The organism is Lysinibacillus sp. NPDC093210 (assembly GCF_044753985.1).
GTDB lineage: Bacteria > Bacillota > Bacilli > Bacillales_A > Planococcaceae > Lysinibacillus.
In genome coordinates this window covers 196,744-215,745 of record NZ_JBIVOE010000005.1, presented here as the reverse complement: position 1 = coordinate 215,745, position 19,002 = coordinate 196,744, and the positions used below count along the sequence as shown (strand labels likewise).

The 19,002-nt window shown below is 34.1% G+C and carries 25 protein-coding genes; 10 read left to right on the top strand and 15 right to left on the bottom strand.

Features of this window, described 5'->3' with window-relative positions:
• The first annotated feature begins 19 nt into the window (after positions 1-19).
• Positions 20-679 carry an ATP-binding cassette domain-containing protein gene (locus ACIP9C_RS14310; protein ID WP_401011619.1) on the top strand — a complete coding sequence of 220 codons (660 nt, stop codon included), beginning with the start codon at positions 20-22 and terminating at the stop codon, positions 677-679.
• A gap of 39 nt (positions 680-718) precedes the next feature.
• Here ACIP9C_RS14310 and ACIP9C_RS14305 read toward each other — a convergent pair whose 3' ends face one another.
• Both ACIP9C_RS14305 and ACIP9C_RS14300 read right to left on the bottom strand, forming a co-directional pair.
• Positions 719-1,240: a hypothetical protein gene (locus tag ACIP9C_RS14305; RefSeq protein ID WP_401011617.1), complete on the bottom strand. Its 522-nt coding sequence runs from the start codon at positions 1,238-1,240 to the stop codon at positions 719-721.
• Between the two features lie 124 nt (positions 1,241-1,364).
• Positions 1,365-2,318 (bottom strand): TDT family transporter, encoded by a 954-nt coding sequence (locus tag ACIP9C_RS14300; RefSeq protein ID WP_401011615.1) that lies wholly within the window; start codon positions 2,316-2,318, stop codon positions 1,365-1,367.
• 131 nt (positions 2,319-2,449) lie between these two features.
• Between ACIP9C_RS14300 and ACIP9C_RS14295 the strand changes: the two genes are divergently transcribed.
• Positions 2,450-3,262: a LysR family transcriptional regulator gene (locus ACIP9C_RS14295; protein ID WP_401011613.1), complete on the top strand. Its 813-nt coding sequence runs from the start codon at positions 2,450-2,452 to the stop codon at positions 3,260-3,262.
• A gap of 131 nt (positions 3,263-3,393) precedes the next feature.
• On the top strand, positions 3,394-4,134 hold the full coding sequence (locus ACIP9C_RS14290) for a lysozyme (RefSeq protein ID WP_401011611.1): 741 nt from the start codon (positions 3,394-3,396) through the stop codon (positions 4,132-4,134).
• 734 nt (positions 4,135-4,868) lie between these two features.
• On the opposite strand, the gene ACIP9C_RS14285 is transcribed toward ACIP9C_RS14290, so the two are convergent.
• Positions 4,869-4,988, bottom strand: coding sequence for a YjcZ family sporulation protein (locus ACIP9C_RS14285; protein ID WP_172771354.1), 120 nt, complete (start codon positions 4,986-4,988; stop codon positions 4,869-4,871).
• 191 nt (positions 4,989-5,179) lie between these two features.
• Entirely contained in the window at positions 5,180-5,326 is a 147-nt protein-coding gene (locus tag ACIP9C_RS14280) for a YjcZ family sporulation protein (RefSeq protein WP_401011609.1), read from the bottom strand.
• Positions 5,327-5,792: 466 nt separating this feature from the next.
• On the opposite strand from ACIP9C_RS14280, the gene ACIP9C_RS14275 reads away from it, so the two are divergent.
• Positions 5,793-6,272, top strand: a complete 480-nt coding sequence (locus tag ACIP9C_RS14275) for a GNAT family N-acetyltransferase (protein ID WP_401011607.1) — start codon at positions 5,793-5,795, stop codon at positions 6,270-6,272.
• Between the two features lie 140 nt (positions 6,273-6,412).
• Here the strand turns inward: ACIP9C_RS14275 and ACIP9C_RS14270 are convergent, their stop codons facing one another.
• The 3 genes from ACIP9C_RS14270 to ACIP9C_RS14260 all read right to left on the bottom strand — a co-directional run bounded on the left by ACIP9C_RS14270 (position 6,413) and on the right by ACIP9C_RS14260 (position 8,436).
• Complete coding sequence (locus ACIP9C_RS14270) at positions 6,413-6,739, bottom strand: gamma-type small acid-soluble spore protein (RefSeq protein ID WP_401011605.1); 327 nt, start codon at positions 6,737-6,739, stop codon at positions 6,413-6,415.
• A 291-nt stretch (positions 6,740-7,030) separates the two neighbouring features.
• Positions 7,031-7,888: a manganese catalase family protein gene (locus ACIP9C_RS14265; RefSeq protein WP_401011603.1), complete on the bottom strand. Its 858-nt coding sequence runs from the start codon at positions 7,886-7,888 to the stop codon at positions 7,031-7,033.
• Positions 7,889-7,926: 38 nt separating this feature from the next.
• Complete coding sequence (locus ACIP9C_RS14260; RefSeq protein WP_401011601.1) at positions 7,927-8,436, bottom strand: DUF3231 family protein; 510 nt, start codon at positions 8,434-8,436, stop codon at positions 7,927-7,929.
• Positions 8,437-8,593: 157 nt separating this feature from the next.
• On the opposite strand from ACIP9C_RS14260, the gene ACIP9C_RS14255 reads away from it, so the two are divergent.
• The 4 genes from ACIP9C_RS14255 (at position 8,594) to ACIP9C_RS14240 (ending at position 10,840) form a co-directional block, all read left to right on the top strand.
• Positions 8,594-8,803: a hypothetical protein gene (locus ACIP9C_RS14255; RefSeq protein WP_401011599.1), complete on the top strand. Its 210-nt coding sequence runs from the start codon at positions 8,594-8,596 to the stop codon at positions 8,801-8,803.
• A 199-nt stretch (positions 8,804-9,002) separates the two neighbouring features.
• Positions 9,003-9,143 (top strand): hypothetical protein, encoded by a 141-nt coding sequence (locus ACIP9C_RS14250; protein WP_401011597.1) that lies wholly within the window; start codon positions 9,003-9,005, stop codon positions 9,141-9,143.
• Positions 9,144-9,230: 87 nt separating this feature from the next.
• Positions 9,231-10,076 (top strand): MBL fold metallo-hydrolase, encoded by an 846-nt coding sequence (locus ACIP9C_RS14245; RefSeq protein ID WP_401011595.1) that lies wholly within the window; start codon positions 9,231-9,233, stop codon positions 10,074-10,076.
• A 530-nt stretch (positions 10,077-10,606) separates the two neighbouring features.
• Entirely contained in the window at positions 10,607-10,840 is a 234-nt protein-coding gene (locus ACIP9C_RS14240) for a hypothetical protein (protein ID WP_401011593.1), read from the top strand.
• Positions 10,841-11,357: 517 nt separating this feature from the next.
• On the opposite strand, the gene ACIP9C_RS14235 is transcribed toward ACIP9C_RS14240, so the two are convergent.
• From ACIP9C_RS14235 to ACIP9C_RS14215, 5 genes are all read right to left on the bottom strand, one after another.
• The gene (locus ACIP9C_RS14235; protein ID WP_401011591.1) at positions 11,358-12,356 is read right to left on the bottom strand and encodes an NADP-dependent oxidoreductase; all 999 of its coding nucleotides are present in this window, start codon (positions 12,354-12,356) and stop codon (positions 11,358-11,360) included.
• A gap of 38 nt (positions 12,357-12,394) precedes the next feature.
• Positions 12,395-12,688 (bottom strand): ArsR/SmtB family transcription factor, encoded by a 294-nt coding sequence (locus ACIP9C_RS14230; protein WP_401011733.1) that lies wholly within the window; start codon positions 12,686-12,688, stop codon positions 12,395-12,397.
• A gap of 344 nt (positions 12,689-13,032) precedes the next feature.
• Positions 13,033-13,224 carry a hypothetical protein gene (locus ACIP9C_RS14225; protein WP_401011589.1) on the bottom strand — a complete coding sequence of 64 codons (192 nt, stop codon included), beginning with the start codon at positions 13,222-13,224 and terminating at the stop codon, positions 13,033-13,035.
• A gap of 17 nt (positions 13,225-13,241) precedes the next feature.
• Positions 13,242-13,784 carry a hypothetical protein gene (locus tag ACIP9C_RS14220; RefSeq protein WP_401011587.1) on the bottom strand — a complete coding sequence of 181 codons (543 nt, stop codon included), beginning with the start codon at positions 13,782-13,784 and terminating at the stop codon, positions 13,242-13,244.
• Positions 13,785-14,276: 492 nt separating this feature from the next.
• On the bottom strand, positions 14,277-14,714 hold the full coding sequence (locus ACIP9C_RS14215; RefSeq protein WP_401011585.1) for a general stress protein: 438 nt from the start codon (positions 14,712-14,714) through the stop codon (positions 14,277-14,279).
• Between the two features lie 622 nt (positions 14,715-15,336).
• Between ACIP9C_RS14215 and ACIP9C_RS14210 the strand changes: the two genes are divergently transcribed.
• Together ACIP9C_RS14210 and ACIP9C_RS14205 are read left to right on the top strand one after the other, a co-directional pair.
• Entirely contained in the window at positions 15,337-15,594 is a 258-nt protein-coding gene (locus tag ACIP9C_RS14210) for a RusA family crossover junction endodeoxyribonuclease (RefSeq protein WP_401011583.1), read from the top strand.
• Positions 15,582-15,749 (top strand): RusA family crossover junction endodeoxyribonuclease, encoded by a 168-nt coding sequence (locus ACIP9C_RS14205; RefSeq protein WP_401011731.1) that lies wholly within the window; start codon positions 15,582-15,584, stop codon positions 15,747-15,749. The genes ACIP9C_RS14210 and ACIP9C_RS14205 overlap by 13 nt, the downstream gene beginning before the upstream one ends.
• Positions 15,750-15,781: 32 nt before the next feature.
• On the opposite strand, the gene ACIP9C_RS14200 is transcribed toward ACIP9C_RS14205, so the two are convergent.
• The 3 genes from ACIP9C_RS14200 to ACIP9C_RS14190 form a co-directional block, all read right to left on the bottom strand.
• On the bottom strand, positions 15,782-16,045 hold the full coding sequence (locus tag ACIP9C_RS14200; protein WP_401011581.1) for a hypothetical protein: 264 nt from the start codon (positions 16,043-16,045) through the stop codon (positions 15,782-15,784).
• Positions 16,046-17,191: 1,146 nt separating this feature from the next.
• Positions 17,192-17,398 carry a hypothetical protein gene (locus tag ACIP9C_RS14195; protein ID WP_401011579.1) on the bottom strand — a complete coding sequence of 69 codons (207 nt, stop codon included), beginning with the start codon at positions 17,396-17,398 and terminating at the stop codon, positions 17,192-17,194.
• A gap of 330 nt (positions 17,399-17,728) precedes the next feature.
• Positions 17,729-18,961, bottom strand: a complete 1,233-nt coding sequence (locus ACIP9C_RS14190; protein WP_401011577.1) for an MFS transporter — start codon at positions 18,959-18,961, stop codon at positions 17,729-17,731.
• Positions 18,962-19,002 lie beyond the last annotated feature (41 nt).

Here is a 19,002-nt window from a genome sequence, read left to right as displayed (position 1 = left end):
TGAAAAGGGGGTTGTATAAATGACAATACTCGAAATACACAATTTATATAAAAAGATAAAGGGCCGTGAGCTGTTGAAAGATATAAACTTAGTCATTGATAAACCTGGAATATACGGGATTGTTGGAAGAAACGGTTCAGGCAAAAGTCTATTATTTAAGACGATTGCAGGGCTATTTGTTCCGAGTAGTGGCACTGTAAAAGTGTTCGGTGACATGATCGGGAAAGGCAATTTTCCAAAATCCTTTGGTGCACTGTTAGATACGCCGGGATTTCTGACACATTATTCAGGTTTTCAAAACTTAAAGATACTCGCCTCGATTCAAAACAAAATCAATGATAAGGATATTGAAAATGTTCTGACATTAGTTGGCCTCGATTTTAATGATAAAGGACCGGTTCGTAAATATTCGTTGGGCATGCGGCAAAGGTTAGGGATTGCACAAGCTATTATGGAAAAACCACAATTACTATTGTTGGATGAACCGATGAATGGACTGGATGAATCAGGTGTATCGGAAATGCGCGATATGATTCTTAACTTTAAAAAGCAGGAAATAACGATACTTTTAGCGAGCCATAATCCAGAAGATATTTCTTTACTTTGCGATGAGGTTTACAAAATGGATGCAGGGGAGCTAGCTCGTCATACTATTAATAAGGGGACACAGCTTATTTAAAAATACAGCATCCAGGAAAAGGATGCTGTTTGGGGTCATCTAATCTATCAATTCAACAAATTCCTGTATGTTTTTTTCAATACGGTCATTTATCTTTCTAATTGTTAATGGTGTTATTTGGTCAAACATAGTATGGAGCGGAATAATAGAAGCTTGAATTTCTTTGTTTTTGTCTAGGTCTTCACGGATAACAGTAAAGTTTGCTAAAGTGTTCGGATAATTATTTAGTAGAAATACTCGTTCAATCTTTTCAAAAAGCGCTAGCAAGGGCTCATCCTCAAAATACTTAGTACTGGCTTTAAGTGCTAGCCAACTTTTAGGTTGGGCGTAATAATAGGCACTCCACCAATAAAATTCAATAAGCGATTTACTGGCATGGTTATAATACGTATAAAATACAAATAACGCCTTTTGACCTTGGGATAATTGCATGTAAAATTGTTCTTTAAATTGGGTAGTATCCGTTTCATTCGATATGCCCTTTTTATAAAGATGAATAAGTGGCTCAAAGCATTGGTCGCTTAAGTCAGAAGCAGTTAAATTAAAACCTTGTTTTTTCATTTTTACCAACAAAATATTATCACACTCCCTACTTAAATTATACTACATTTGGAAATTACATATGAAAATAAATTAAAAGCAACCATATTAGGTTGCTTTCTTCGTTAGGATTCAACTGAACTAGTTAAATCGAATTTGCTCTAGCATCCATATATTGTTTTGTAAGATAAATAACATATTTATATAAAACATAAAAGACAATAATAAAAGCAATAATCGATTCCAAAATGGCAACCCAATGGAACAGTGCTGAAGTAAATCCTAGTTGGTTATAAAAATTGGTAGTTGCAGTAATGGCGGTTGCTGAAATGACTAAAGGAAATGTGAATCCAGCGTAGCTTGGATAAAACTCAATAGCTAGTAATTTTGGAAGCTGAGTCAAAATGAGAAAATATAGTCCTTGGGATAAGACAAATAGCAATGTGACAATTAGGACATTTTTATTATCAAAAGCATTTAAATAGCCTGTTAAACAAAGAGATCCTGGTGCCGCAATAATTGTAATAAGGGGAAGCGTAGAATCCTCCATATTTTTTATATTAAAGACACGGTGCAAAATTATTGGTAATAACACTAAATATAAAGATAATGCAATCCAGAAAATCCAACGGCCAAATGCAGGATAAAAATTACATGATGTAACAGTAATGACGCCTATGCCTACATAAGTAATAAACCAACTAGGATATACGTGATGGAGTTTTACTGATTTTGTTATTAAGAAATAGTGTGTGAAATAAGCCATTAACATAAAATGCATGATAACAATACCTAGCCATATATAAGACAAATAAGGTGTTAGCCAATCGACTTCAAGAAAATAAGTGCAAATAATCATCAATCCCATTGTAAAAGTGGGAGCTACTGAAGCCACAATCGGATTTTTTAAAAGAGAAAGTGTATGTTTAAATGTAAAGATGAGTTTAAATATTATTAAGCACATTAATACCATTCCAATAAAGCCAACTAAAATGCCAAATCTCGGCATTCCATCAGTTTTTATAAGATTTCCTAAAGAAACTAGTGCTAAAATTAAGCCACAAATAGGTATAGGAATGTTTTTAAGAAAGTTTTTCATTATGTTCCCTCCGGTTAATTAATTCAATTTTATCTTGTATAAACATTGTAAAGCGGATTATACTATTTGTGAAATTGATAATTTGGATACCAATTATTAATAAATCCAATAATTGAATCGGAGTGTTGAGTATGTTTCAAAGTTTAAAAACATTTGTGAAAGTATATGAAATGAAAAATTTTACAAAGGCAGCGGAAGAGTTATATCTATCACAACCAACAATATCCACTCAAATACTTAATTTGGAGAAAAAATTAAATGTGACCCTATTTACTAGAAAAGGGCGACATGAGATTATTCCAACTAGAGATGCTGATTTTCTATATAAACGAGCGCAAAGTATTTTAGATAACTGGGAAGATACAATAGAAACACTTAATAACAAAGAAATTGTCAGAACAAAATGCCGTATTGCCTGTTCTAATACATGTGGGATTTACTTTCTTCCAAATATAATGAAGTCTATTCTAGAGAACTTTCCGGATATGGATTTTTCATTACAATTGATGAATTCAGAAGAAGTAGTAAAACGCTTAAAACAAAATGAAGCGGATTTAGGGTTTATTGAAAAAATAGTGGATACAGGCAGCTTGAAGCGAAGTCTATTAAATGTAGATCAACTTGTATTAGCTGGTGATCCTGAATCTAGTTACTGGTTAAACCGTGAAGAAGATTCGGGGACGCAATTTTACTCGGATATGTATGTAAAAGAGAATAATGTAAAACCGATACATATTTATCTAAATAACAATGAAATGATAGCAGCGTTGTTAAAGGCTGGAATAGGACAAACCGTAATTTCTCAAAAAATTGTACCTGAGGGTGTTAATTGGCAAGCATTGTCTCCAAAATATACTCGAAACTTTTATTTTTTGGCGAAAGAAAACCAATTAAAAACAAGAATCAACGAGTTAGAAAAGTTTATTATGGATAGAAGTGCCTGACACTCGAACAATTCAGAATTGTTTGAGTGTCAGGCACGTGGGCTCAGTATATATGTGAACGTTCATTACATCGGGAATTGAATATGCTAGAGAAGGTGCAGAAATTTAAACTAGAGAGAGGAGGATATAATATGGAAATTTCAAATAATGCACTAACGCTCATTGCAAAATGGGAAGGGTTTCGCGCTGATGCTTATGTTGGTTCAGATAATGTTTGGACAATTGGCTATGGTACAACAAAATGGCCAAGTGGAAAATTAGTAGAAAAGGGGCAAACAATTTCAAGAGAAGAAGCGTGGGAGCTACTGAGAAAGCAAGCACAAGAGCATGCAAATACAATAGAATACTATGTTAATGTTCCTCTTAACCAAAATCAGTACGATGCCCTTGCAAGTTTCCAATATAATTTAGGACGCTACATTTTAAGAAACAGTACGCTATTAGAATACTTGAATAATAGGCAATGGGAACAAGTAACCAAAGAGATGTTATTATACATCTATGCCGGAGGGAAAAAACTCCAGGGGCTTGTTAACCGTCGTATGGACGAAATTGCACTTTTTTTAAAGCCTGTAGCCACAGTTGATGTAAGTAAAAAAATCGAATATGTGGAGATTGACAAGGAGCCAAAGAAATTTCGTATTCAAAGTGGGAGATACAGTAGTCAAGAAGCAATGATGGACGCGATGAACGAAGCAATAAAACAGAAATATTTATCGTACGTAGAACAAGTGAAAGATAGTTCTAATGAGAATGGTTGGCGGTTTATTAGCGGTTGGTATAACACGCAAGAAGAAGCAAAAATAATTGCCGAAAGAGCAATTATAGCAGGGAAATTAAACTACGCAACGATTCGTGGTACAGCGCAATAGTAGTGTGACAGGCACTCAAACAATTCTAAATTGTTTGAGTGCCTGTCACCTAAAAGACCAAGATCGCTTAGTTTGCTGTCTTGGTCTTTTTTTATCTATCATATTCATAGTCGTAAGGAACATTTTTATTACCACATCCAACAAGTAAAAATGAAAATGATACTATTAAAATTGAGCAAAAAAATAATTTCTTCATATAAAATATTATTCCTCCGTTTCACACGAGCCAGTCCTATTGTTTACATTTTATTGGAACCATTCTATAAAGTATATAATAAAAATTTCTTTAAAACTGTAATTTTTCCGTTTATTAAATAAGAATTTACAAGTGAAGTCATACAAGTAGGTAAGTGTGCACGAATTTCATTTAAAATTGAATATTTACAGAGTTTAAATTCATACCTCAATAATTGTACGCAAGAAGATAATACCCTGTTGGTTAAATATAAGCGGGAAAATAAGCCAGCCGATATATAAATGGTCCGTATTAATTATGTATTATTTTGAACAGCGTTTGATATGTCAGTTGTTATATCCGTAGATAGCTAAGAATACGGCTAACTGGACGGTAAATATAAACATGATCACATTTCAAAAGCAGCTCTAAGAAAGAAAAAGGCCACAAAGAAAATGTGACCTTTAAAAGAAAGAATGGTAGGTAAAGGATAAGTCTACGCTATCCAAAAAAATTATGGGCTCCAAAGCGAGCGCAGAATCAGTGAGCATTTTAAACATTAATATGAGATGAAAGTAGCTCCAACAATAATTAAAAGGATAAATAGTACTACAATTAGCGCAAATGATGAACCTGATCCATAACCATTACCACTACCACCATAATATTCTTGAGACATAATTACTTCCCTCCATTCATAAATTATTTCTTTCTAAAATTAATATATGAAAAGTTGTGAAAATGAATTGCGATAAATATCTAGAGTATATAAATTATAATTTATATATAGAAAATATATGTTACTATTTGGAGGTTCAATTAAGAGAAGGGTAAGAGACTTAGCCGATTTTGATTTTAACTAAAAAAAGATTAATAGACGATAGTAGCTCCCACAATAATTAATAAAATAAATAGAACAACGATTAAAACAAATGTAGAACCATAACCTCCACCTTCATTGCCGCCTCCATAATAACAACTATTGTTGTAATTTCCAACATTTACTTGGTATCCCATGACTATCCCTCCTTTCTAATTATATAATATGTATAGTTTTAAAAAGTGTAGAGGTTTTTATCCAACCATTTAGAGCTAACATTGTGAAAATACTAATCGTGATACATTTTGTGAACAAACAAGTGTTACCTGTAAAAGTAAAATAGAAGGTTGCGACGGACAACAATAATAAAACCTATAAATGCGATAAAAAAGTCCTCAATCTTCTGTTACTACTTCTTTTAACTGATATTTGTCTTAAACCATTGTTTGTCTTCCTTTGTGTTATAATGAATTGACTAAACCATTTAGAGCTGTAGCGTGTGATGACGCTGCAGCTTTTTTCAGTTTTAATGTGTAATTCAAATGTAAATGCATTGCCCCCAATACTATCGATTATCAATTTTTAAATATTTCAGAAAAATAATGACCAAAGCCTAAATGGATAGTAAAATATAGGAAATGAAAATAAGTGGGGAATAGTCATATGGAAAAATTTAAACAAGTTGAATTAAAGCATTTTTCAAGTGAATATATGGAAGAACTGAATTCTTTTGTACTTACAGAAGAACAAAAACAATTTTCTGCACTTCCAAGCAAATTTGAAGAAATTAATGAAGGACAGTATCGTGTTGTTATTTTAAGTGATAATACACCTGTTGGTTTCTTCCTCCTTAATTCAAATGAAAGAGTAAAGAAATATTCGAGTAATTTGAACGCTTTGTTATTGACTGCATTATCCATTAATCATACAGAGCAAGGAAAAGGGTATGCAAAACAAGGAATGACATTACTCGGTGAGTTTGTTAAAGCGGAATTCCCGAATTGTGATGAAATAGTTTTAGTTGTAGACAAAGATAATATACCCGCACAAAAACTATATTTAAAAGTGGGGTTTGAAGATACATATGAGAGGTTAACAGGTCGTATCGGCGAAGAAATTATCATGAGACAATTACTAAAATAAAAAAACGTACGAGTATCATTATCAGAGTTGATTTTACATTTTGTAGATCAACTCTGTTTTTTTATGTGGAAAGTTTAGTAAAACAATCAAATGAAGATAAAAGTAAAAAAACCGACAAAAAATTTGTCGGTTTTAATAGCTTAATTTGAATTGTTTTCATTTGCAAATCGACCAGATGCAAATTTTTTGTTGGCTTCAGCTTGTTGAATTTGTTGTTTAATTTGATTAACATCAGATTCCATCCCGAATTCTTGACTCATTGAGTTTGCAGATCCAGAAGCTTGCTGTTTGTTGGCTTCAGCTTGTTGAATTTGTTGTTTAATTTGATTAACATCAGACTCCATCCCGAATTCTTGACTCATTGAGTTCGCAGATCCAGAAGCTTGTTGTTTGTTGGCTTCAGCTTGTTGAATTTGTTGTTTAATTTGATTAACGTCAGACTTATTCCCAAAATTTTGGTTTGCCATTGTAAATCACCTCCTGAATATAGCTTGTGCAGAAGGTACATTTGTATCCTACAAATATTTTTAATTTCAGATCTTTTTAATGAAGCAATTTAACAGATCGATATAGCTTAAGCACAAAAAAAGGGTCACAATGCAAAGAAGTGACCCTAAGTAAGAATTGAGGGAGGTAGTGACGGTCAACTAGCGCCACAACCTAATAAGTGCGTGCGATACACTCCATAATAATGTGTGCAAATTAAGGTTACTTATACATTAAAAGCTGCAACGTCGTCACACGTTACAGCTTAATGATTAATTATTCATATCTTTAAGACCAGGACTGTGTTCATTTGGCATCTCTGGCATAAGTGGCACTGGGAATCCTTCAGGTGGTGGAGTCACTTCTAGATCTCCGCCATTCCTACTTGGAGTTTGTCCTTGAAAGATTTCACCGATACGTGTTGGATCTAATCTAAAGTTAAATTGAGCATTATGATAACCCATTTCAACGAACTTCCTACACTCAGGATATTTGTTAATATCGTAGTTCGGTACAGGGAATAGTTTTCCCCAATCTACACCTAAAGTTTCTAATGCTTTAGCAAATGCATTTTGATGAGCGTTGTCACGCACTATTAGAAAAGCTAGTGTTTCCCTAAAGGTCTGGTTAGAACTCATTTCATATATCCGTGTTTTTTGAAGAACTCCGGTTGACTCAAGTACTAAATTATCTAATAAATCTGCTATTAAGTTTCCATGTGCATATACCCACGAACCATTCCAAGGATTACCTGCAGCATCGACAGGTAAAGATGATTGTGCTCCCACAATATAATGGTGTGGATTTGCATGTTTAACGGCATCATCCAAAGGCGCTTGGTCTATACCATGATTTCCTGGTGCAGAAGATTCGCCAGAATCATTTAGTAATTGATTAATTGTATTTTGTACTAGTTCTACGTGAGCAATTTCTTCTAAGAAAACACCACGAAGCAAATCACGGTATTGTGTTTCTTTGCCTCTGAAATTTGAGCTTTGAAAGAAGTATTGCATCATGGTTCTCATTTCACCATAATGCCCACCGAGTATTTCCTGCATTACACGTGCAGCTTGAGGATCGGGTTTGTCAGGTTTAATAATATTAATTAATTCTTCTTTGTAATAATACATTTTTACACTCCTCGAATCGATTCAGTGGGGAAGTGATTTTATTTTTCCGGATAATCAACATGTAATGGCGGTGGCACAAGCCAGCCTTTATTTTTATTAAGACGGAGTAATTTAGAACCTAGTAGAGCTTTTGCTGTGTGGAATTGACCATACATTAAAGCTATATCTTCTCGCGTAGAAGTTCCCATTGCTTGGCTACAAGCAACTAATCCAGCAGCTAAATCAGCAGAAAGAGCAGCACTTATTTCTGGATCATTAAATTTTGCGCCTGGAGGAATATCTTCCATTCTTGCAACAGGTCGTTCAGGTGATGCGGGTGGTAAAGCAATACCATTCGTTTTAAGAATTTTTTCTAATTGCTTTACTTCTTCTCTACAAGCTTCAATGATATCTTCAAGTATCTTTTTAAGATCTTCATCACCAGCGTGATTATAAAACGTTTGATAGCCAGAAATCATACCGTAGTCTGCAATTAGACTAGTCCAAACACTAAATACTTCACCATAATGCAATGGTTCGTCCTTTGGGTTTCCACCTAATATTCCCATATTTACACTTCCTTTTAGTTTTTTTCAAACAAGGATAGTATGAAGTAATGCTATGAGAATTATGTATATAACACAGTAAGGTTTTTCAAAACAATATTAGAATAAAATATAACCTTTTTACTCACGATAAGCTGAATATTTTAAAGGGGATGAGTGGATGTTCAATCGTTTATCAGCACAAAATGGTGTATTTAGATTACCACCAATACAGCGGAAAAATAATAAAGAGTTAGATATTGCTATTGCTGATCTCGAAGCAAGAGGATTTCGTTTGGTAAGGCGTGGGATTCAAAATGAACGAGTACAAACGGTTAAAAATCCAACTTATAATAAAGTCTGGGCTATAATGGAAAAACTTATGTTCTGAAATTAAACTACGTGCTTTTATGAACAACACAAAAAAGCTACAGTGCTTATTATCACTGTAGCCCTATAAGTAGTGAAACACTACGAAATATTATTTTGGCTATATGTTGTTTATTTATACGTTATTTCAAGTACTCGTAAAGTAAAAAGTATAAATCCTGCTAATAAGGATAGATTAGTATCTATTGGAGGTGAGTCTCATGACTAAAGAAAAGAAAAAGAACGAATTAGAACAAGAAGAATTTGCAAATGAATTTTTACCTGAAGAGTTTGAAGAAGAAAAAGAAGAAGAAAAACAACAACAGAAAGAACAACAATTTAATAAGAAAGAAAAGAAGTAAGAAAATAGTGCCACAATCTTCGGGTTGTGGCTTTTCTTACATTAAAATACCAGTTCTAATGCACGAAAGGGAAGGAAGGGGTTTAATATGGACAATGATTTGAATTATGGTGAAGATTATAAGTTTATACCTGCTACTTCGGTAGGAAGTGGCGTCGGTATAGAAGTAATGCCTGATTTATATCAGTATACAATTCAAATTGTAAATATTGTGCTTTATGGTAATAAGAATACAAATGAATTTGTACTTATTGACGCAGGTATGCCAAAATGCGCGGATGAGATAATTTCAGTAATAGAGGAACGATATGGTCCTAATTCTCGTCCTAAAGCAATAATTTTGACTCATGGCCATTTCGATCATGTCGGAGGAATTATAGAATTAATAAAGCGTTGGAATGTCCCTGTGTATGCACATTCTTTAGAAATACCTTATTTAACAGGAAAACAAAACTATCCAGAACCTGATCCTTCTGTAAGTGGTGGACTAATTGCCAAAATGTCCCCTTTATTCCCTAAAGAAGCTATTAACTTAGGTGACAATATTGAATCGATTCCTTCAGATGGAAGTATTCCTTTTATGCCGGATTTTAGGTGGATACACACACCAGGTCATTCACCAGGACATATATCGTTGTTTCGTGAAAGGGATCGAGTGCTCATTGCTGGAGATGCATTTGTTACTGTCAAACAAGAATCTCTTTATAAAGTATTAACACAAGCAAGAGAAATTAGTGGCCCACCTCAATATTTTACAACGGATTGGCAAGCTGCCAGAGAATCTGTTGAGAAGTTAGAAGCGCTAAAACCTCTCATTGCTATTACCGGTCATGGATTAACGATGAAAGGAGAAGAACTCAAGAACAACCTTAAGAAGCTTGTAGAAAATTTTGATCAAATAGCTCTACCAAAGCACGGGAAATATTTAAATTAATGCATACACTAATCAAGTGGAGTAACAATACCATAATAAAGATAGTACCCTAACGTGAAAAGCCTTTACCTTGCACGGTAAGGTTTTTCAACTATTCCCTATGAATAATTAATGGTCTTTAAAAGGTTATTACCCAAAATTGGAAACATAAGTTCTTGTATTTCCCTTTTATAGATACTAGTCATTTTTTGAATAATTACGTCGGAGAAAACATTGTTGGCAAGAAAGTGTTACTTTAATCCAACTGCTGTCACCCGGTGATTGAACAAGGGCAAGATGCATTAATCATTGATCAGGAATTCTGCTGGTAATGTAAAACTTGTCGTTTCTTGCGCTTACCCGGGAAATTATTTTATATTTCCTAGCCTAAAAACATTTCCAAATAGGGAAATACATAATAAATGATAGATTTGCTTAATTTGAAATAGAACTATTAGGTTAGTTCGAAAGGGAAAGACAGAGCGAGTGCCCATAGTGAAAATAATGATTAAGTGATAAAATTAAATTATTATCGATAGGAGGTGTAATGAGTGGCATTTTTTATTGTAATGATATTTTTGATTATATGTATTGGGATTGTAACTACATTGAAAAATAAAGGTAGTAATAATTTTAAATCTCCTAGTAATTCGGGCTATTCAGGTAATAATGCAACTGACTTTGGTACAACAGGTTCTGTATTTTCGTTACATAACACGGATAATAATAATTGTTCGGACACCACTTCGAGTAGCAGTGATTCTTCAGGGGGTTCGTGCGATTAAGTATGAGAGTCATTTCTAAATCGGAGATGGCTTTTTTATTTTACTAATCAGCTAGTATTTGGGATGAACCATCGATTGAACCAATGACAGGCTCGGGGGAGTATCTGTATCTTGGAACGGAAAAGTAATCCAAATTGGTCACACCTTGAAATGTATATTCTAGTTTCTAATACTAATGACGCTGACGAGAGTAGTCCAAAGTATGCGAATTTTACCTATAGAGGTAACGATGGTTTCGGTGATTTGCACAGTCCAGGAACAAGGGTTTCATACACTTTATTCTATTATGAAAGATGTTCTAAAACTGTTCAAAAAGTTACTGCTACTGCTCTGCTTCTTAATTGAAGCGAAAGGAAACCTCCCTATTTCAGTGAGGTTTCTATTTGACCATAGATGGGGGCTAACACAACAGCTTAATAGGGCATGAAGGCATTGTTAGAGGACAAAGATCATGCCCTTGGTCATAGCTATTTGATATAGTGCAAGTCATATGGAAAGTAAGCAGTTGTTGTTGGAACTATTTGATCTTTAGAATTACTTTCCCTTTAGCTCTTCCAGATTCTACATATTCCATTGCCTTTTGTGCATCTTCGAATAAAAAAATTCGATCAATTACAGGTGTAATTTTACCTGACTCAATGAAATCTGCGATAATACGTAATTGATCGCCACTTGGCTTCATAAATAAAAACGAATATTGAGCCTTATGCTTCTTTTCAAGAGAAGTAAGTTTATGACTTGCTATGGAAAATAACAATGTTTTGAAAAGCCCTGAGCCATTTTCTTTAGCAAAACGTGCATTCGGCGTACCCGAAACGGAAACAATTTTCCCTCCGTCTTTAATAATATTAAAAGATTTTTCAAGTGTCTGTCCTCCAAGCGTATCAAACACTGCATCATAATTGTTAAGTATATCTTCAAACTTTTCTGTTTTATAATTGATGACTTCATCTGCACCAAGAGATGTAACTAAATTTGCGCCAGCTTCACTAGCAGTTGTTGCCACTATGGCACCCATAACTTTTGCCAGTTGAATAGCAAATGTACCGACACCACCGGATCCGGCATGAATTAAAATTTTTTGCCCTTTTTGTAATTGCATGATGTCATGTAGAGCTTGGTATGAGGTTAGACCAATGAGAGGGATCGATGCAGCTTCCTCAAAGCTCAAATTTTTAGGCTTTAGCGCAATATCATCTTCATGAACAGAGATATATTCCGCAAAAGTACCGATTTTAGTCTTGCGTGGACGTGCATATATTGCATCTCCAACTTTAAAACGAGTCACTTTTTTGCCAACCTTAATCACAACGCCCGAAAAATCATTTCCGAGAATTAACGGCATTTCATATTTGAGTAACATTTTCACTTTTCCATCACGTATTTTAAAATCAATAGGATTAATACTAGCTGCATGAATTTCTGCAAGTACCTCGTAATCATTTATTTCAGGCGTAGGTATTTCCGTTAAACGCATCGGAGCTTTCCCATATCTGTCAATAACCAAAGCTTTCATTGTGTTCATTCCTCCATAAAGTGTATTTATAAGCTATTTCAATCGTATTGCTTTAACAATGTTTCAATATCCAAAATAAGCGTTTTTAATAGGCTTAATTTTGTACGTATATCAATATAATAAAAGTTTTTTGTACCTTCTTTTCGCATTAAAATAATTCCTGCGCCTCGTAAAATTTTTAGATGATGTGACACTGCAGGTCTAGAAAGGTGTGTTTGTTCAGTAATTTCACCAACTCGTAATCCTGTTTGACAATCGGTTCCCATTAAAACTAGCAAAATTGATTGACGGGTTTCATCACCGATTGCCAATAGTACTTTTTGACAATTCATAAAATCTTCTTTAATAGTGTTTAGTTGGTCTTTCTTATTTATCAAATTAAATACCTCCGATGATTAGTTGAATAGTTTAAGTTATTGAACCATGTTATTGATTACAACAATATATTAATGTTATAACCTGTGCAATATTGAGAAAGTAAATCGAGACGAATGCCATTTAGAAGAAAACACAAAATATAATTGTCCATTAAGAGTTGGTTACTAGATAAAACGCTCAGAATTCAACCACCATAAAAAAATACCCCGAGAGCAGAACCCTCGAGATATTTTGTCAACAAACTGAGAGTAGCAGTAATTGCTACTCTTTTCTCATTCTATTGAAAGTAAACTACATATTAGTCTTTTTTAGCTCTAATCTGATAAGTAATGCCAAACACTATGTTAAAAATTAAACCAAAATTTAACGGATTCAAAAAAACCCAAAGTAAATTTGTTTCTAATGCTAAAAGTAATAAAATCCACAAAATCATGCAAACATAATAAGCAAATATCATCGGCCAACAAAAAACTTTATCTATATCAAACATATAATTCCTCCTATTCGCTAATCAAAACAAGAGGATGATGCACCAGACATAGCTCCACCCGCTGCACCTATAATAGCTCCTCCGACAGCACCAACCGCATTTCCAATACCAGGTAATACAGTTCCAGCACCAATACCTACGCCTAAACCAGTTATTGCGCCAAGGTAATAACCACCAAGAACTCCTAATGCACATTTCCATTTAGAACGAGCTAAAGTAGTCGTTTGAGTCGGTTGTTCACCGTTATGTAATTCTATGAGCAGTCCATTATCAACTGATTTATATATTAAATTAACCTCATTACCATTACTATCTATTGCTTGCGTTGGCAATACTTCTGTATAATCACCTTTTTTAATAACTATATTCCCAACTGCATCGTTTTCAAATGTTGTCTCTGCATTTAATAATTCTAAACGCATCGTACTTTCATTTAAAATGGTAATGGCAAAATCATTATGCTGTTCAGTTGCATATACAGTTGAATTATTAAAAGCCATATTTCCCGTGAAAAAGAATAAAAGAACCAAACAAGTCAACATAAAAAATAATTTTCTCATTTGTAAAACTCCTCCTTTAATATTCTGATTCTTCTTTTATTTTAAAAAAAATTAATAAAATAAAAAATATAAAACACAAAATTGTAACAAAAAATCCGTTATAAAATGTGAGAGAGTCAGTGTGAGAGAGGTTATTATGAAATACTAAATATTAGGGGAAAGACAGATCTGCCCACTAGTGCTTGGCAGACTTGTTCGGAGCGTGTACAAGCTGCATAAATTAAAATCGCAGGTATAAAAAAATTACTGATAGGACAATTAAGAAGTCACTCGATACTCGCAATTGAAAAGCACCCAAACAAAAAAGTTTCTATGTTTGTACAAAACCCATACAAACATAGAAACTCACTAATTTTCATCTGTACTCGGCAGGAATCAAACCTGCATCTTCAGAAATGGAGTCTCACGTGCATTCCATTTCAAGTGATTTAGCAATTTTTAGCTAAAATAATTACGTGTTATTTATGCGAACATCGAGCATTCCATCCGTCCTCACTCTTTGGGGTGAAGAAATACTAGGAATTTACCATCCTGAGCCTCATTAGAATAGCGTTCTGCTTCATCATCTGGGACTCCAATTTCCATAAGAGCATGCTTTAATCCACCAGCACCAGAGCTAGCACCTACGACTGCTCCTCCAATTGTTGTAATAATAGGACCTGCAGCCAACACAGCGCCAAATCCGGGAATCAATACAGTGGATAATCCTGCTATCATGCCTGCTATGCCAATTGCAGCTCCAGTTGCAGCTCCGGCAAGGGCACCATCCATAGTAGAGGGTTTTAATTCCTGTGTGTTTTCAGATAGTTCTTTTGCTTTTTTAGTAATAACTGAAATTTCCTCAGTTGTATAGCCTTTCTCTTTTAAATCTTCAACAACTTCAGCCGCTCTTTGTTCATTATCGTATACGCCAATAACTTGATTCTTCATTAAATATTACCTCCTGTTTGCTTCAACTATGTATTCTTTACCCGTTTGTTAGTATCTCTAGACACATTTCACCTTCAAGCCTCATTCCTTTTAGAATTCCGCTCCTGTTTTGCAGTTCCGGAAAAGTTGCTTTTTTAGCTCTTTCTAGGATTGTTTTCTTTCACACATGAAAGAAAGTGTTTTAGTTCTTACTCAGAGTAAAAGTTATCTTTATCACCAGTAGGTGTAGCACTAAAGTTCATTTTCTTAAAGAGATCCTTGGGCAGGATCGCTTCGTCGATAGCATAAGATAAAGCAGATTTAAAAACTCTAAAAATTCCCTGTATGGTTGCACGTTGTAACTTATAAGATACTAATTCATCAATTAATTCTCTTTGAAGAGTCATATTAGTTAGTTTTTGTAATTTGTAATGGCCGATAAGCGGTTAAATATGATTATTATAGGACTCTTGATAAGGGACATACGTGCCAGGATAGCGGAGGAACGGGGCGTTAAGCCTAGAACAATTCAAAAATAATAGATTACAGCTCATTAAACTTGAGGATTAATTACATGCCGCTGGTAGAACGTCATTAGGTTTTTTATCAGCATGTTAATAAGAGTGCTAAAAGGAGGGCAAACATGAACGTGCTCAAAATTGAAATTCCTGGTGAGGTGCAGGCACAGCAACGACCTAAGTTTAGTCGTTATGGAAATAACGTGTCTGTGCTTGATGCAAAAGAAGTGAAGGATTATAAATCATTCGTAAGGTTGGTAGCTTCACAGGTGGCACCAGATACACTTATTACCGAGGAAAGAATGCTAAGAATTGATGTTTATCGAAAGATTCCAAAATCATTTAGAAAAGAAGCATCAGCAAGCTGTAGATTGGCGAGTTAAGACCTACAACTAAGCCAGACATCGACAATCTAGCAAAGGTTATCAAAGACTGTCTTAGCAAGGATATATGGTATGATGGTAGCCAAGTGATGGAGTTGTTTGTTCGTAAGTGGTATTCGGATATTCCGAGGGTAGAGGTGACGATTGAGTATTAGAAAGGTATTTTAATTTTTGTAACGAAAGATGTTCATTTTCTTGATGAGTATTTAAGTTTATTTAGTTCCTTTGTTAAATATTGAACTTGCTTTTCTAATTTATCTATTTTGTTTGAGTTGCTATCGTTGCAGTTATTTGATTCCTGTGCTTCCTCTAATGCCATAATTGCTGCAATAGTAGCTAGGCCATCTCCTAATGTAGTAATAATTCCAGCAATTACAGCAAGCTTAGCTGCATCATTTTCAATACCCGATAAAAGATCCGTAATATTAAACTCACCTTTACTTTTACTCAATTTTTATCCTCCCTAAGATAATTCGTATTATAACTTATTCTGTATCGGAATATATAATTCTGGAATTTATCCAGAATTATATATTAGTAGTAAATTGAAATGATTTTTTGGAACTTTGAGTAGTGCAGTAAAAGAAACAGAAGAAATCTAATGGAGAACAAAAATATCCATGTTATTCTTTATTTCTGTAAGACTTGAACAACATGTATATAGAATAGTTATCTGCAAAATTAATTACTAAATGTGTAACCTTCAAACACTTTTAAGCCGTCGACATTAAATACTTGCTCAACTATAACTGGTTTGTGCGGGCTTTTTTCGATAACTTCTTTACTTGAAATCATAATATTACTTCCTGTACGCTCTAAAAAAATCATAGAATCTCATATCCATTGGAATAGCCCAGATAAAAGAAACCGAGAATGGCAACAGGTATAAAAAATAATTTAAATAAAATAGGCGAGAGAATCTTTATGAAGGTTACTACGTAGATTCCCATGCAAACTATAAATACCACTATTAATAAAATCATTGACGGTAAGCAGTATAGAAAATCTATACCTTTTGATAACCAAGAGAATATGTTCATAGCATTACCTCAGTATGTATTTTATAAAATAAAAATATGACTGCTATGACTAGTGACCCTATTCAATAAAATAAGGGAATAAGGTTATAAGGATTAGCTTTATATACTATTATCCTATTATTAGGATGGGATACGTATTTGAGATAGGTGTTTATCTATGTAATTGAAAGAAATGCTACGGCACAAGACGCTACAAACTTGATTTTGTGCGATTTTTGTTAATTAAATTACTTCATCCAACGAAAAAATAAGTAAGAAATTATTAATCATGAAATAGGAAAGGAATTATTAAAGGGTCACTGGACCAGAGTGACCCTAAACCAACAAATCAAGAGGTGTCAAACTAGGAAACTAGCTTAACACTACTATTAATATGATTGGATAACTATGTTTGTATAGTTTAAGGCCTTTAAAACAGAAAAAGCTATAAAGGCGAGGTCGTTATAGTAATTCAAGGATAGTATGGGTGAAAAAAGAAATATCATTCGTTTTTTTAGAATTAAAAAACATTTACTTAGTTGGAAGTGGACCTTTGAATGAGGGTTTAATTGAATAAGTTAATTGAATTTTTCAGGTTTGAGAACTTTGATTGAATTCACTTCACCACATTTTTTACAAAATGACAAAATAAGTGGAGAACCAGAAGCGATTAAAGATCCTAAGGGCCTAACATTACTATCAGTCGATAATTTACCATGACCAAGTTGACCGGAAGTAAAAGAGTCATTACCACAAGACTTACAAACTAAATTTTCATTTAACATAATATCACCCCATCAGCTATTTAAGAAAATTGTAACATAAAAAGTCGCAGCGTCGTCACACAGAATATGAGCAAAAGATTGCAGAAGTGCAGTACCGTCTTCATTATGTAGAAAGTGATAGAGAGGTTAAAGTGCTTCACAGATCGCTTAGATGGAGATAAATGCGTGCTATTTGCAAACATATGAGATTATCTAGTACAACAATTTTAGAAAAAGAAATAATATTTTGAGTCAAATGATGAAGTAGCGAATGAGCTACTTCTCTTTCTTTTAACAGGCCCATTAAAGGAAAAGGGACCTTCAGCCTCAATAACTGTCAGGTCCATATTTTTATGTCATTTGATTGGTTTTTTCAATATCTTCTACTTTGATAAACTTCAAGACAACAAACAGGAGAATGAATCCCAATAGACCTGCCGTAATATAGCTGGCATTAAGATAGTTTTGCATGACAAGTGACATAATAGGGGGGCCTGCTGCAACGCCTATAAAACGGGCCGAGCTGTAAAAAGAGGATACTGTCCCTCTTAACTCTTTTCTAATATTGTCAGTTATAATTGTGTCAAGTGCCGGCAATAGTGCACCGATAGCTATACCCACTATACTCGTGACAACTAATAAAAAAATCAATTTTTTGCTTGTGAAACCAACGAAGACAATACTGACAGACATTGCAATCAAGGAAGAAATGATTATTTTTTTAATCCTTCCTAGATTTCCTTTAATTGTTCTACCAGATATAAATGAAGCTATACAAAGTAATAAAAGCGGGATGGCTAGGACAAACCCTTTTTTAATACCTTTAATATCATGTACTTTTTCGAGATTTTCTGACAAGAAAAATAGCATACTAAATAATATGAGCATTACAAGGACCCCGTTAAGGAATACGGTATACAACCATTTTCCTTCCTCCTTGAAAACTATTTTAGTATTACGTAAAAACTCTTTGAACTTCAATGGTTCATCATCATCTTTCGGAGCTTTAACGAAGAAAAAAATAAGAACAATCGAAATCAGACTAAGCGCTGAAATGGAAAAGAAGGGCAGGAACCATAAAAAAGCAGCAAATATTGAACCTAAAATGGGACTTAACACTTTCCCAAACGTGTTAGACGTTTCAATTATCCCTAATGTGGAACTTATTTTTTCATCATCATCTTGATAAAGATCACCTACAAGGGGCAATACAATCGGCATGGCACCAGCCGCCCCTATTCCCTGAATTATTCTGCCAGCAATAATCATTGCGTACGGGTCATTCATTTTCCACGAAGCAAATCCGGCAATCAGACCACCGATTAAAGCTAAAATTAAGCTTGGTAATATTACTATTTTTCTGCCGAATCGGTCCGATAAATAGCCAGCTACTGGGATAAGAAAGATAGCTGCGACTGAATAGCTTGTAATAATCATGCTCGATTGAAATGATGTGATTCCAACCTTATCTTCCAATATTGGGAGCACGGGAATAAACATCGAATTTCCCAGTGTCATGATGAGTGGAATAGAAGTCAAACTTACAATACACCAGAAACTTACCTTAACCTTCTCTTTGTCCATTACCACACCTCGACTAATAACTAATATTCTTTTAAAGGTAT

What these genes read in the sequence shown, in the direction of transcription:
- ACIP9C_RS14310 (WP_401011619.1), top strand. Translation starts at nt 20, where the DNA reads ATGACAATACTCGAAATACACAATTTATATAAAAAGATAAAGGGCCGT.
- ACIP9C_RS14305 (WP_401011617.1), bottom strand. Translation starts at nt 1,240, where the DNA reads ATGAAAAAACAAGGTTTTAATTTAACTGCTTCTGACTTAAGCGACCAA.
- ACIP9C_RS14300 (WP_401011615.1), bottom strand. Translation starts at nt 2,318, where the DNA reads ATGAAAAACTTTCTTAAAAACATTCCTATACCTATTTGTGGCTTAATT.
- ACIP9C_RS14295 (WP_401011613.1), top strand. Translation starts at nt 2,450, where the DNA reads ATGTTTCAAAGTTTAAAAACATTTGTGAAAGTATATGAAATGAAAAAT.
- ACIP9C_RS14290 (WP_401011611.1), top strand. Translation starts at nt 3,394, where the DNA reads ATGGAAATTTCAAATAATGCACTAACGCTCATTGCAAAATGGGAAGGG.
- ACIP9C_RS14285 (WP_172771354.1), bottom strand. Translation starts at nt 4,988, where the DNA reads ATGTCTCAAGAATATTATGGTGGTAGTGGTAATGGTTATGGATCAGGT.
- ACIP9C_RS14280 (WP_401011609.1), bottom strand. Translation starts at nt 5,326, where the DNA reads ATGGGATACCAAGTAAATGTTGGAAATTACAACAATAGTTGTTATTAT.
- ACIP9C_RS14275 (WP_401011607.1), top strand. Translation starts at nt 5,793, where the DNA reads ATGGAAAAATTTAAACAAGTTGAATTAAAGCATTTTTCAAGTGAATAT.
- ACIP9C_RS14270 (WP_401011605.1), bottom strand. Translation starts at nt 6,739, where the DNA reads ATGGCAAACCAAAATTTTGGGAATAAGTCTGACGTTAATCAAATTAAA.
- ACIP9C_RS14265 (WP_401011603.1), bottom strand. Translation starts at nt 7,888, where the DNA reads ATGTATTATTACAAAGAAGAATTAATTAATATTATTAAACCTGACAAA.
- ACIP9C_RS14260 (WP_401011601.1), bottom strand. Translation starts at nt 8,436, where the DNA reads ATGGGAATATTAGGTGGAAACCCAAAGGACGAACCATTGCATTATGGT.
- ACIP9C_RS14255 (WP_401011599.1), top strand. Translation starts at nt 8,594, where the DNA reads ATGTTCAATCGTTTATCAGCACAAAATGGTGTATTTAGATTACCACCA.
- ACIP9C_RS14250 (WP_401011597.1), top strand. Translation starts at nt 9,003, where the DNA reads ATGACTAAAGAAAAGAAAAAGAACGAATTAGAACAAGAAGAATTTGCA.
- ACIP9C_RS14245 (WP_401011595.1), top strand. Translation starts at nt 9,231, where the DNA reads ATGGACAATGATTTGAATTATGGTGAAGATTATAAGTTTATACCTGCT.
- ACIP9C_RS14235 (WP_401011591.1), bottom strand. Translation starts at nt 12,356, where the DNA reads ATGAAAGCTTTGGTTATTGACAGATATGGGAAAGCTCCGATGCGTTTA.
- ACIP9C_RS14230 (WP_401011733.1), bottom strand. Translation starts at nt 12,688, where the DNA reads ATGAATTGTCAAAAAGTACTATTGGCAATCGGTGATGAAACCCGTCAA.
- ACIP9C_RS14225 (WP_401011589.1), bottom strand. Translation starts at nt 13,224, where the DNA reads ATGTTTGATATAGATAAAGTTTTTTGTTGGCCGATGATATTTGCTTAT.
- ACIP9C_RS14220 (WP_401011587.1), bottom strand. Translation starts at nt 13,784, where the DNA reads ATGAGAAAATTATTTTTTATGTTGACTTGTTTGGTTCTTTTATTCTTT.
- ACIP9C_RS14215 (WP_401011585.1), bottom strand. Translation starts at nt 14,714, where the DNA reads ATGAAGAATCAAGTTATTGGCGTATACGATAATGAACAAAGAGCGGCT.
- ACIP9C_RS14210 (WP_401011583.1), top strand. Translation starts at nt 15,337, where the DNA reads ATGAACGTGCTCAAAATTGAAATTCCTGGTGAGGTGCAGGCACAGCAA.
- ACIP9C_RS14195 (WP_401011579.1), bottom strand. Translation starts at nt 17,398, where the DNA reads ATGTTAAATGAAAATTTAGTTTGTAAGTCTTGTGGTAATGACTCTTTT.
- ACIP9C_RS14190 (WP_401011577.1), bottom strand. Translation starts at nt 18,961, where the DNA reads ATGGACAAAGAGAAGGTTAAGGTAAGTTTCTGGTGTATTGTAAGTTTG.